This window comes from Mycobacterium sp., assembly GCF_032162105.1.
In the GTDB taxonomy this organism is placed as follows: Bacteria; Actinomycetota; Actinomycetes; order Mycobacteriales; family Mycobacteriaceae; genus Mycobacterium.
Window position 1 is genome coordinate 1 of record NZ_JAVRPS010000428.1, and the last position, 11644, is coordinate 11644.

Annotated in this window: 12 protein-coding genes and 2 pseudogenes; 11 read left to right on the forward strand and 3 right to left on the reverse strand. The window is 65.6% G+C overall.

The features are described from left to right. The first annotated feature begins 263 nt into the window (after nucleotides 1-263). Together QOC69_RS21690 and QOC69_RS21695 are read left to right on the forward strand one after the other, a co-directional pair. The gene (locus QOC69_RS21690) at nucleotides 264-566 is read left to right on the forward strand and encodes a hypothetical protein (protein ID WP_526443412.1); all 303 of its coding nucleotides are present in this window, start codon (nucleotides 264-266) and stop codon (nucleotides 564-566) included. A 110-nt stretch (nucleotides 567-676) separates the two neighbouring features. Continuing rightward, a complete protein-coding gene (locus QOC69_RS21695; protein WP_526443414.1) occupies nucleotides 677-958 on the forward strand; it encodes a DUF732 domain-containing protein in 282 nt (93 codons plus the stop codon). Between the two features lie 133 nt (nucleotides 959-1091). Here the strand turns inward: QOC69_RS21695 and QOC69_RS21700 are convergent, their stop codons facing one another. After that, nucleotides 1092-1763 carry a TetR/AcrR family transcriptional regulator gene (locus QOC69_RS21700; protein ID WP_526443416.1) on the reverse strand — a complete coding sequence of 224 codons (672 nt, stop codon included), beginning with the start codon at nucleotides 1761-1763 and terminating at the stop codon, nucleotides 1092-1094. 339 nt (nucleotides 1764-2102) lie between these two features. Here QOC69_RS21700 and QOC69_RS21705 point away from each other — a divergent pair, with 339 nt between their 5' ends. The 7 genes and pseudogenes from QOC69_RS21705 (at nucleotide 2103) to QOC69_RS21735 (ending at nucleotide 8876) form a co-directional block, all read left to right on the forward strand. Beyond that, the gene (locus tag QOC69_RS21705) at nucleotides 2103-3269 is read left to right on the forward strand and encodes a cytochrome P450 (RefSeq protein WP_526443418.1); all 1167 of its coding nucleotides are present in this window, start codon (nucleotides 2103-2105) and stop codon (nucleotides 3267-3269) included. Nucleotides 3270-3299: 30 nt separating this feature from the next. Next, nucleotides 3300-4085, forward strand: a pseudogene (locus tag QOC69_RS21710) (SDR family NAD(P)-dependent oxidoreductase); the annotation flags it as partial. A gap of 125 nt (nucleotides 4086-4210) precedes the next feature. Continuing rightward, a complete protein-coding gene (locus QOC69_RS21715) occupies nucleotides 4211-6034 on the forward strand; it encodes a flavin-containing monooxygenase (protein ID WP_526443420.1) in 1824 nt (607 codons plus the stop codon). Between the two features lie 28 nt (nucleotides 6035-6062). Then, a complete protein-coding gene (locus tag QOC69_RS21720) occupies nucleotides 6063-6359 on the forward strand; it encodes a hypothetical protein (protein ID WP_526443422.1) in 297 nt (98 codons plus the stop codon). Next, on the forward strand, nucleotides 6356-6913 hold the full coding sequence (locus QOC69_RS21725) for a Dabb family protein (protein ID WP_526443424.1): 558 nt from the start codon (nucleotides 6356-6358) through the stop codon (nucleotides 6911-6913). The genes QOC69_RS21720 and QOC69_RS21725 overlap by 4 nt, the downstream gene beginning before the upstream one ends. Nucleotides 6914-6981: 68 nt before the next feature. After that, nucleotides 6982-8529, forward strand: coding sequence for an SDR family NAD(P)-dependent oxidoreductase (locus tag QOC69_RS21730; RefSeq protein ID WP_526443426.1), 1548 nt, complete (start codon nucleotides 6982-6984; stop codon nucleotides 8527-8529). 2 nt (nucleotides 8530-8531) lie between these two features. Continuing rightward, nucleotides 8532-8876 (forward strand): hypothetical protein, encoded by a 345-nt coding sequence (locus QOC69_RS21735; protein WP_526443428.1) that lies wholly within the window; start codon nucleotides 8532-8534, stop codon nucleotides 8874-8876. Nucleotides 8877-8884: 8 nt separating this feature from the next. Here the strand turns inward: QOC69_RS21735 and QOC69_RS21740 are convergent, their stop codons facing one another. Then, a complete protein-coding gene (locus QOC69_RS21740) occupies nucleotides 8885-9646 on the reverse strand; it encodes an SDR family NAD(P)-dependent oxidoreductase (protein ID WP_526443430.1) in 762 nt (253 codons plus the stop codon). 171 nt (nucleotides 9647-9817) lie between these two features. Here QOC69_RS21740 and QOC69_RS21745 point away from each other — a divergent pair, with 171 nt between their 5' ends. Continuing rightward, complete coding sequence (locus QOC69_RS21745) at nucleotides 9818-10036, forward strand: hypothetical protein (RefSeq protein ID WP_526443432.1); 219 nt, start codon at nucleotides 9818-9820, stop codon at nucleotides 10034-10036. A gap of 155 nt (nucleotides 10037-10191) precedes the next feature. Here the strand turns inward: QOC69_RS21745 and QOC69_RS21750 are convergent, their stop codons facing one another. After that, a complete protein-coding gene (locus tag QOC69_RS21750) occupies nucleotides 10192-10539 on the reverse strand; it encodes a hypothetical protein (RefSeq protein ID WP_526443434.1) in 348 nt (115 codons plus the stop codon). Here QOC69_RS21750 and QOC69_RS21755 point away from each other — a divergent pair. Continuing rightward, nucleotides 10441-11114, forward strand: a pseudogene (locus QOC69_RS21755) (alpha/beta hydrolase). The gene QOC69_RS21750 and the pseudogene QOC69_RS21755 overlap by 99 nt on opposite strands. Nucleotides 11115-11644: the final 530 nt, after the last annotated feature.

An 11644-nucleotide genomic window follows, 5' to 3' on the forward strand; every position in this document is an offset into this window, starting at 1 on the left:
GCGCAGTTACATCGAGTACAACGGGACGAGATGCGCGACCATGGCAGATGCCAGCACCTATTGCTCGCGTGGTCCCTTCAAGTTCTTCGTCACGCCGACTGGGACCTGGCTGAGCCCGCCGTGACGAGCGATGGCGGTCAAGCGAGGTCTCCGAGAAATGGACCAGGGGATCATGACGTTCGTATGGCCACGTTGAGTGATCGAGAACTGATCTGTGAATCACCAGAATCACCCACCTCAACATCTGCTGGGAGGAGATCGATGTGCGCACCCCCATATGGTTAGTGGCGTCGTCGCTGGCCGTCGGCGTGTCCTTCGCCGGCGCTCCGCCCGCGCAGGCCGAACCGCTAACTCCGTTGAGCCCCGCAGAACTTCAGTATCTCGAACAACTGCACCGCGTGTTGCCGCTCAGCCACGACCCCATCGCCTTCCGCAGCGACGGGGAACTCTTGAACCGTGGTCGGTATGTCTGTCGTGAGCGCGACCAGGGGGTCGTCGGGCAAGCGGCGACACTCGAGTCTCCCGCCATCACCCAATTGGCGTTCATCTACCTGTGCCCGCAGTGAACCGAATCCGACACGTTCACAGCCGGGCCACCAGCGAATTATCCACCGAACGTTGCCATCCGCCCGAGGGAGTCCGAATGCGAAAACTTGCCGACACAATCGGATGCGCCATGGCGAGCGTGGCACTACTGCTGCTGGGAGCACCGGCGGCACACGCAGACGACGCGAGCTTCGTCCGCGACGCCAAGGCCCTCGGCTTCGTGATCGATACCGACAACCTGATCAGCATGGGCCGTTCCGCCTGCTACTTCCTCAGCCTCAACAGGGATCCCGGCCAAGTGGCGCAGCGCATCATGCGATACGGCAGCGTCGACCTGAACGCGGCGAACCGATTTCTCGCCATGTCCGTGACTGAATACTGTCCGCAATTCGGTGATCGTGTGAGTGCATGAGCGGCAGGCCGCGGTGCCATTCGATTGCCCGTGCGCGGTCCCGTTCGATTCCCGTGACTGCGATGCAGACCTGGCTCAATAGTTAGCCGGCACACCGAGATCGACGCGTTGCCCACCGGCCGGTCAATGACCGTTAGCTCGACGCCGATGGGAGACTCACCGTGGCGATCCGCGCCAACTCATTGACGACCTGGTTGCGGGTTGGTCGGGTCGGTATCGCCGCGAAGAGCAGGTCGTCGAACAGCGCGGCGGCGATCACTGAGCCGATGTTGATGCGCTCGTGCACACGACTCTTCGCAGTCGCCTTTGTCCGGCGGGCCGACGGCTTGTCGGTCCGGGTTCGCACCTCCGTTGACCGGTCCATCAACCCGATCACCTCGAGGAACGTTGGGACGTCTCCGGGTTCGGCGAGTACTTCGGGCTCGAACACGTGCGTTGCGAAATAGCTGATCATCAGGCCCCGGTTCGCCCTCAGCAGGTCGTAGAACCCGGCGACGAAGCGCTTCGCAAGCGCCTCGACGTCGTGCTCGTCGCCCGCCTCGGCGTCGAACTTCTCCCACTCGAGCATGAACGCGCGCATGGGTCCGAACACGACCTCGTTGAACAAGTTCGCCTTCGATCCGAAGGACCGGAAGAGCAAGGGTTCGGCCACCCCAGCGCGCTCGGCGATCTCGCGAGTCGTCGCGCGCGCATAGCCATGCTCGCTGAACACATCGTGGGCCGCGGCCAGGATCAGCTCGCGGCCGACCCCGGGTTGGCGCCGGAACTTCTTCGGCGTCTCCGTCGGTGCTTCCTGCTTGGGCACAGCGAAACCCCCCGGATGAAATCGACGAGCACGGTGGCACCCGAACTGGCCATCACCGAGCTGCATGTAGCGCGGATGAAACGCAATCCGGGAGAGTTGGCGGTCACTTTACTATAGTGGCCTGGCGCGCCCCGGTTGATTTCCCGAATGCATCGTTGAGAGGTAACGCTTCAGCCTCCTTGAAAATCTGCCGGTCGCCGCCACGCGATCGTTGCGTCGGTTAGCAGCACATCTCGCGCGGACTGCCCGCGGTCTCTTCGCTTTTCGATTGACGCACCCACGACCGAGTGGTAATGTGTAGTAAGTACTCACTTCTACTCGGAACTCCTGAGGGGCCACGTGGACATCAACCTCTTCGGCCCGGAGGTCCAGGCCGATCCCGCAGCCGCTTTCGCAGCCATCCGCGCCGAAGGGCCAGTCGTCTGGAACGCCCCCCTCGGCATGTGGATGGCATGCTGGCACGCGCCAACCATGGAGGCGCTCCGGGATTCAGCGCGGTTCTCGTCGAAGGCGAATAGGGACATCGGTCGAGTGGCCCAGGCTTTCCTGCTCGACAGCATGGCCAGTGCTGATCCTCCCGATCACTCACGACTGCGTGGCCCGGTGCGGAGCGCCTTCACCGTACGCGCGGTGGCAAACCTTGAGGCACGTGTCATCGAGTTGGTCGACGAGATCCTCGAGCCACTCGAGCGTGGGCAGGAGTTCGACGTGCTGAGGGGTCTGGCCGAGCCGCTGCCGGGTGCGGTGATTTCCGCGATGATGGGTGTGCCGGGCAGCGACCGTGAAATGTTCACGGGTTGGGCCGACGACCTCGTTTCCGGCAACTCGTTTCTTGCGACCTCCGAGCTGGCGGAGCGGGCCGTCGCCGCCGGGCAGGCCCTCCGAAACTACTTCACGACCATGATCGACGAGCGGCGGAAGTCGCCCGCGGACGATCTCGTCAGCCGGCTCATCGAGGCCAACAGCGGCGGCGAGCTCAACGAGAGTGAGCTGCTGTCGTCGTGCGTGTTGCTGCTGTTCGGTGGGCTAGAGACCACGATGAACCTCATCGGGAACGCTCTGCTCGCCCTGTTCGAGGACCCCGAGCAGCGGAAGCGGCTCGTCAGCGACCCGTCGCTGACGCCGACGGCCGTTGAGGAGCTGGCCCGATTCGTCGGACCAGCGAACGGGATACTTCGGGCGGTGGTCGACGACACCGAGCTCGCTGGACAAAAGCTCGCCGCGGACGATCGGGTAATCATGATGATCGGTTGCGCAAATCGTGATGAGCGCGCCTTCGACGCCCCGGACCGGCTCGACCTCGGTCGCGATCCGAACCCGCACCTGGCGTTTGCATTCGGCGCCCACTTCTGCCTCGGGGCCGCGGTTGCTCGTCTCGAATTGCGTCATGCGGTGGCGGGAGTGCTCCGCAGGGCGCCGGAATATCGCGTGACCACGGCGGCGCCCCGGTGGCGGGGCGGCTTCTTCGTTCGCGGGCTCGAAGAGCTCTCGATCATCGCTGACTAGGAGGACACCTCGGTTGATCTCAGCGGCCGCGTTGCCCTCGTCACGGGTGCGGCATCGGGCCTCGGTGCCGCGAGTGCGCGCCGTCTCGCAGCGTGTGGGGCCAGCGTTCTGTGTGCGGACATCGATGGCGCGGGAGCGGAGCAAATCGCCGCCTCGATCCGGAGCTCCGGCGCGAGGGCCGCGGCGTTCGCCGCGGACGTCAGCCGCCCCGAGGACAACGACGCGATGGCTGCCGCCGCGGTCGACGCGTTCGGTGCACTGCATCTCGCCCACCTGAATGCCGGTGTTCAGGTAGTTGCGTCCGTCATCGATTCAAGCCTTGAGGAGTGGGACAAAGTCCTCAACGTGAACCTGCGCGGCACGTTCCTGGGCGTTCGTGCCTGCTCGCGTCGGATCATCGACGCGGGTGGCGGTGCCCTCGTGCTCACCTCTTCGACGTCCGGCCTCATGGGAGTGCCAGGCGGTGCCGCATACAGCGCGAGCAAGCACGGCATCCTCGGGCTGATGAAGTGCGCCGCGGCCGACCTGGCGCCGCACGGGATCAGGGTCAACGCAGTCTGTCCCGGCATCATAGATACCCCGATACTCGGCCCGCTGCACGGTCAAACCGACACGCTGACAAAGTATTTCGGGGTTGCCACTCCGACTGGTCGCCTCGGCTCACCCGACGAGGTGGCGCAAGTGGTGTCGTTCCTTCTCGGGGATGACGCGAGCTACATCACCGCGACCGCGCTCCCGATTGACGGCGGTCTCTTCGGCGTCCTGACCGCGGTGGCGAACGGGGTCGACGCGCTCGAGCGCGCGAGCGTCGGATGACGAGTTTCTCACCAGACCGCGGCCCGGCTTTCCGTCATGATAAAAGTTAGTGCTTGCTATCTAACGATGGCTGCCGTAATTTTGGAACAGAATCGTTCAGCGGCAGATGAGTTGGGAGTAACGACATGACGGCGCCACCCACGGGAACCGCAAGCCCGAACCGTGACGAGCTCGGATTCGATCCTGACGTGCTCCGAGAGCGCTACCGAGCCGAACGCGACAAGCGACTCCGGCCCGATGGTATCGGTCAATACCGGTCCCCGACGGGGGATTTCGCCCATTACGCCGAGGACCCATACGCGCCACCGCTCACCCGCGAACCGCTCACCGATGTCGTCGACGTCATCATCATCGGCGGTGGGATCGGCGGCCTTCTCGCCGGCGCGCGCCTCCGCGACGCGGGCCTGGAGCGGATCAGGATCATCGACACGGCAGGCGACTTCGGGGGGACCTGGTATTGGAACCGTTACCCCGGCGCGCGGTGCGACATCGAGTCCTACATCTACCTGCCCCTCCTCGAGGAGACCGGGTACATCCCCAGCGAGAAGTACGCGCGCGGGCCGGAGATCCTCGAGTACCTCCAATCGGTGGGCCGGCGGTACGGCCTCTATGACGACGCGTGCTTCCAGACGGAGATCACCGAGCTGCGCTGGGACGAGGCCGATTGGCGGTGGGTGGTCAAGACGGACCGGAACGACGAGATGCGCGCGCGCTTCGTCGTCTCGTCGAGCGGCCCGCTTAGCCGCCCGAAGTTGCCGGGGATCCCTGGCATCGACTCATACGCAGGCCACACCTTCCACACCAGCCGTTGGGACCACGCGTACACCGGTGACGATCTGACGGGGCTTGCCGGCAAGCGCGTCGGGGTCATCGGCACGGGAGCAACCGGGGTGCAGTGCATCCCGCACATCGCCGAGTGCGCCGGGCATCTCTACGTGTTCCAGCGGACCCCGTCGTCGATCAGTGTGCGCGGGAATGTCCCGACCGATCCGGAATGGGTCAAGCAACTCAAGCCGGGATGGCATGACGAGCGGATGACCAACTTCAACGTGTTGGTGACTGGCGGGCAGCAGGACGTTGACCTGGTCGGGGACAGCTGGACGGATATCTTTCGCAAGGTCGCGGGTTTCTTCGCCGGCATGGCAGGCGAAGGGCTGAGTGAAGAGGCGCTCGTCGAGCAGATCGAGATCGCCGACTTCGCGAAGATGGAGGAGATTCGACTTCGGGTGGACTCCATCGTCGAGGATCCGGCGACCGCCGAGGCCCTCAAGCCCTACTACAAGATGATGTGCAAGCGACCATGCTTCAGCGACGAGTACCTGTCGACGTTCAACCGGCCGAACGTGACACTGGTCGACACCGACGGCCGTGGGGTCGAACGGTTCACCGAGACCGGAGTCGTCGTCGACGGGCGGGAGTACCAGCTCGACTGCGTCGTCTTCGCCACCGGCTTCGAGGTCGGGACGGAGTTCACCAAGCGTGCTCGCTACGACGCGGTGGGTCGCGACGGCATCCGTCTCTCGTCGAAGTGGGCGAACGGCGCGTCGACCTTCCATGGCTTCTATACCGAAGGGTTCCCGAACATGTTCTTCCTCGGGATCACTCAGACCGGCCTGACCATCAACTTCCCGCACATGCTGAATGAGCAGACCCGTCATCTCGCACACGTCGTCCGGCACTGTCGAGAACGAGCCGCGACCTATGTCGAGCCTTCGATCGAGGCGGAGGAAGAGTGGTGTGCCACCATGCGCCGTCTTGCGGTCGCCAACGAGGGGTACCTACTGGAGTGCACACCTGGCTACGTCAACCAGGAGGGTCGGCCGGCGTCCGCCAACAGCCTCTTGTCCTCGCAGTACGGGGAGGGTCCTGAGGCGTTCTTTGCGCTGCTTCGCGCCTGGCGCGACGAGGGCAGCATGAAGGGCTTGGAGCTGCGTTGTGGTCCTTCCTGAAACTGGGGGATCAGTGACCGCACCGTCGGTGGCTGTGATCGATCGGGTGCTTCTGCCCGCCGGCGAGGCTAGGAGCTGGCTGGACCGCCTGCGGGCCGAATACGCGCCGGGGGCGTGCGACCGAGGCATGCGACTCGCGGATACCTGGTGGTGCTACGTCGGTCCCGACGCCATAGAGGTGACGGTGCGGTGGGAACTGCCCGACGTGGCGTCGTTCTGGGCCATGCGGCACGCGGCCAGGACCGACAGATCGCTGGCCGCGTGGTGGGCGGAAACCGATGCGGTGGCGGTCGAACGCCACCGGACGGTGTGCTCGTCGCCATGATTCGTTGGGTTGTCCAGTTGGGGCTCGACGAAGCGACCGTCCTTGACGGGTTGCCCGGGTCCGCGGGCCGCAACCTCCGCGGTTGCCTACGTGGGGGAGACGCGACATGGGACGTCCTCGCCCCGACGTTTCCGGAGCCCGGCATCGACGGCGTAGAGGTTGTCAACGCCGTTGCCATCACGCCGTTGGCGGGCGCGCACGTTACCCTCGCTGGTCCGCGCGTCAAGCGCACCTTCCTGTTTCGGGTGCAGCCGGGTACGCCGGCGGACGTCCAGGACCAGTTCGAGGCCGAGCTCGCCGCGATGCCTCGATACATCGACGCTATCCAAAGCTGGGCACTGGGCCGCGTCGACCAAGCAACCTGCCCGTCGATCTGGACCCACGCCTGGGAGCAGGAGTTCGCGTCGGCGGCGGACCTCAACGGCGAGTACGCGATGAACCCGTACCACTGGGCGGGGGTCGACCGGTGGTTCGATGCGGAGATCCCCGGCGCGATCGTCGAACGGCGCCTAGCCCAGTGGTTGTACGAAGCAGCGGGGCCGGTGCTGCCGTAGTAGGTCCATTCGACGTCACTGCTATAGTAGTAATCACTTACTATTAAAATAATCCGGGAGACAAAGGCATGAGCGACGCAGGAGACGGCGATGGCGGGATCCTTCGGGGAAAGGTCGCCCTCGTCACGGGAGCGGCCAGCGGAATCGGCAGAGCGACTGCCGTGGCCATCGCACGGGCCGGGGCGCTCGCAGTGGCCGTCCTCGACCTCGATACCGACAAATGCCAGGAGACCGAGCGTCTCGTCAGAGAAGCCGGCGCGCTCGCCATCGCCATCACGTGCGACGTTGCCGATCCCGACGCCCTGGCCGTCGCCTTCGCTGACGTGGAGCACCTTTACGGCGGGATCGACCTCGTGCACAACAACGCGGGCCTCGTGAGTGGTCCGCCGTCGTGGCCGGCGACGCCCTTGTCTCGGGCAAAGAGTGTGATGGAGGTCAATCTCGGCGGCGCGGTGTACGGCACCCAGCTCGGCATCGCCGCTCTCAGACGTCGCGGCGGCGGAGCGATTGTGAACACCGCATCCCTCGGAGGTCTTGCTCCGTCTCGTGACGACGCTGTCTACGGAGCTGCGAAGGCCGGAGTGATCATGCTCTCCCGATCCTGCCGCGCGCTGCGCCGCGAAGGCATCCGCGTCAACGCGGTGTGCCCGGGCGCCGTCGATTCGCCGATGCTGCGAGAAACCGGCGACGGACAGCCCGCGGCATGGCTCCAGGGGATGGCCACCCTCCAGCTGCTGACAGCCGAGCAGGTCGCCGAGGTCGTGCTCCAGGTCGCGACCGATGACGAGTGCGCCGGCCAGGCGGTCATCATCGACAACCCGGAACCCGAGGCAGGCGGCGCTCCCGTCGTCTCCTTCCACCACTTCGCCGACGCCACCCCGACCATCTTCAAACAAGCGGTACCACGGCCTGACCAGAGCGCCACCTCGTCGAATGGGGGGTCGCCGACGATGTCCCTGGACGAAGCCATCTACACGACGAGAGCGATGCGGCGGTTGCGCACCGACCCGGTACCGCCGGAGCTCCTCTCGCAGATCGTCGAGGCGGCGACCATGGGTCCGTCGGGAAACCTCATGCAGAACTGGCGCTTCTACGTCGTCACCGATCGCGCCGAGATCGAGAAGCTGGGCGACCTTTGGAGCCTGATCTATGAACGGGTTAGACATCGTGGCGGCGAGATGCCCGAGACTCTGCTCAAGTCCTGCGAGTACATGATCGAGCACTTCCGCTACGTCCCGGCGGTCGTGCTTGCGGGAGCCACGAACTTCCCGGGACGGGAGGCAAATCACGTCCTGACGACGACCTGGTACGCGAGCATCCTCCCGTCGGTGCAGAACCTCATGCTCGCGGCGCGGGCGCGGGGACTCGGAACTACGCTCACCACCTTGTTGCTTGCCGCGCACGATGACGTCCGCGCCATCGTTGGCGCCGCCGACGACGTCACCTTGGTCGCCTGCATCCCACTCGGCTACCCGAAGGGCAGATTCGGCCGGCCGGACCGCAATCCCACCGATGCCGTGGCTTGGCTCGACGGCCGCCCTCTCCCACCACCGGCGTTCACCTACAACGAGCCTGCGCCGCTCGAACAGTCGACGCTCGCTGCGACGAGGAGCTGACCGTGCCCAAGGCCGTACTCGTCGTCTTCACCAACGTGACGAGTCCAGAGCACGACGACGCCTACAACGCCTGGTATGACGACACCCATCTCGCCGATGTCGTGACGGTGCCCGGGTCCACGGCCGCCACCCGCTACCGGGTATCGGACGCCCAAGCGAAGGGCATCGAACCGCGGCACCGGTACTTGTCGATCTACGAGGTCGAAGGTGATGACCTCCAAGGTGCGCTCGATGCGCTCCTCCGCGCCGGCCGCGACATGGTCATCAGCGAGCACCTCGACCCGGGGACCGCGGCCGCATACCTCTATGAGGAGATCACGCCGCGGGTAGTGAACGACGGTCGGTAGAGCGTCGCTCAGATCATGGCCACTCCGCCATCGACGACGACGTCGGCGCCGAGCATGTACGACGAGTCGGCGCTCGCAAGAAACATGACGACTCCGGCGATCTCCGCCGGGGTGCTGACTCGCCCGATCGTCAGCTGCGACTGCATGTCTGAGACGAGCTCGGCCAGGGCCGTCCGGTCGAGGCTCGAGTGCTCTTGCAGCTTCGACATCATCGGCGTGTCCACTGGCCCCGGGCTTATCGCGTTGACGCGGATGCCCCTGGGTGTCAGCTCCGCTCCCAGGGTCCGGGCGAAGGAGCGGACCGCAGCCTTCGACGCCGAGTACACGGCCATGTCTCGCCAGCCGACTTGGGCATTGATCGACGAGCACAAGATCACGCTGGCGCCCTTTCGCAGGTAGGGGGAGGCGGCCTGAACAGTAAAGAAGGTGCCGCGTGCATTCACGGCCATCTGCTCGTCGAAGTCGGTCTCGGTCACCTGCTCGAACGGAACCGCCCGAGAGATCCCTGCGTTGGCAAAGAGGACGTCGATCCCACCGAGCTGGCTCTGGATCTTGGCAAAGGCGGTCTTCAGGCTGGACACCGACCGGACGTCGGCCGTCAGGCCGAGTGCGTCCTTCCCGAGCCGCTCGCGCGCGCTTTGCACTCGTTCGGGATCAGAACCGGTGACGACGACCGTCGCCCCCTCGTCGAGGAAGCGCTCCGCGGTAGCCAAGCCGATACCCGATGTCCCGCCGGTGATCACGGCGACCTTGTCAGCAAGCTTGCCCACGGAGTGGCTTCCCTTCTCACGCTCTTTCATCGGGCGGTCTCGCGCCGCCGACGACATTCATCTGAAGAGTGTGAGCACTTACTATATCACCAATGCGCGCGAACCCAGGGGCCGGTCGGCTGTACCACTCGCGGGGGCGATCAGTAGTCAGCGGTCGATGCTTCACTAGTCTTGACAGAGAGCCACGAGGCGGAGTCGGCGTGGGCACGCGAAGTCGATGCTGCAGCCGATCGCACGCTCTACAAGCGTGCCGAGTCGTGGTACAACGGCGCGAATATCGAGGGGAAGCCCCGCATGTTCATGCTCTACGTCGACGGCTTCCCGGCCTACTGCCTGCGCTGCACCGACGTCTCCCGACGCGGGTACGAGGGCTTTGTCCTCTCCTCGTAGGCAAGCGCCGGCCGGCCGCGTGCGGTATCGCGTCCGGACGGCATCTAGCCGGCCGACAAGGAGCGAGGCGACATCATGACGAAGGGCGGGAGCGGGCGGGCGGACGACACTGCCGCGGGATCCGACGGGCCAGAGTCAGGCATCGCGTGGCCGACCTAGACAGCGGCTTGCGGGCGATTCTCGCCGAGTTGGTCCGGCAGGGCCGCAAACCAGTCGCCGACCTCACCCCCGATGCCGCGCGCGAGCAGATGGGTGCCCACGCTGCGCAGGCTCCGGTCGGGCCGGACCTGTCGGAGGTCGTCGATCTCGCGGTCCTGGCCGGCCGCCACCACATACCGGTTCGGCTGTACGTCGCCGAACGAGCCGACGCGGTGGTCGTGTTCTGTCACGGCGGCGGGTGGGTCATCGGCGATCTCGACACCTACGACCATCTGTGTCGCACGATTGCTGTCCTCGGACAGTGTCGCGTGGTGTCGGTCGACTACCGGCTCGCGCCCGATCATGTTTTTCCGGCTGGTCTGGACGATGTGGAGGCGGCGGTCAGGTGGGCCGCCGGGGCGTCCCGGATGCTGCGCTGGTGGTGGCCGGGGAAAGCGCGGGCGCTAATCTCGCGACGGCGTGCGCGCGCCGACTCAGGGACTGCGACGGCCCGCGGATCGCCGCGCAACTGCTGGCCTATCCGGTGACCGACTGTGACTTCAGCCGGGCGTCGTACCTGACGAATCAGGACGACCTGCTCTTGTTGCGGTCGGCCGACATGGCGTGGTTCTGGGACCGTTACCTCCCTGACGAGGCCATGCGGACTCATCCCGACGCGAGTCCGTTGAGGGCGTCCAGCCTCGCTGGATTGCCCTCGGCCACGGTCGTTCTAGCAGGGCACGACCCATTACACGACGAAGGGCTGGCCTACGCGCGAGCGCTGCACGGCGCGGGTGTGCCGGTGGAACTGGTCACCTACCCGACGATGGCCCACGGGTTCCTCGCCTTCGCGCAACTGGTACGAGAAGCCGGTGAGGCGCTCGATGTGCTCGCGAAGGCCATCCGTGTCGCGGCGTCGTGCGACACGCGGTCTGGATGACCCGCTTCCTGGGGACAGCGCAGCCCTATCGCCTCAGCTACCCTGCGGCGCGTGGATCAGCTTCTTGTTGACGAACCCCTCGATGACGAGCGCGCCCACCTAAGGATCGTTCCGGAGCACAGGGGTTGATGCCGCCGAACGGCAGGTCGAACGCCGGAGCCCTGGACGCTGTTGATCCACACCATGCCGGTGTCCAGCTGGTCGGCGACTTCCTGCGCGGCGTGCAGCTTCCATGAGCGCCGCTCTGGCCCATGCAGGACAGCAGGCGGTCGAGTTGCTCGTCGCTCAGGTCGACCTTCTCGGAGAGGAACTGGCTGATGCTTGGTTGGCCCACCCCGCTAAGGCGAGACAGTTCGGACTGGGTGGTGCCTGTCTGGTGCATCACCGTCCGCAGCACCTCACCCCGATCGCTCACACCCTGTTAATCCGCGCACGTCGGCCGTGGCACCTTGGACGGGGCCGCGCTCGATGCGGAGCCGCACTGGGCGCTGACAGGTAAGCAACTATTCCCGCTGACCAGCCCGTATTGA